This is a genomic window from Citrobacter sp. VF227, assembly GCF_052950715.1.
Map to the genome: position 1 here is coordinate 1 of NZ_JBRFVF010000762.1, position 255 is coordinate 255.

A 255-nucleotide genomic window follows, 5' to 3' on the forward strand; every position below is an offset into this window, starting at 1 on the left:
TGCAGGACAATATTGACTGCGACAGCGGGATCGTCTTCGACAACGACGAAGACAACACCGACTCCGCAAAGCTGCTGCCTCATATCACACAGGCATTACAGGACGCTCGCGTTCTCCGTCTGCTTCACCTTCTGCAACGCGCCAGAACAGATTAGCTACCGAACCGTACTTATCATCCACGAATCAACGCCAGCGTTCACTCGCTGGCGCTTTTCTTTATATAAAGGAAAAAATAATGTCAGTACTCATTACTGC

General features: G+C 49.4%; 1 protein-coding gene. It reads left to right on the plus strand.

Annotated features, from left to right (window positions below; genetic code table 11):
• The coding region (locus ACU8YC_RS28875; protein WP_446896494.1) for a hypothetical protein at positions 1-155 on the plus strand (155 nt) is incomplete at its 5' end.
• Positions 156-255: the final 100 nt, after the last annotated feature.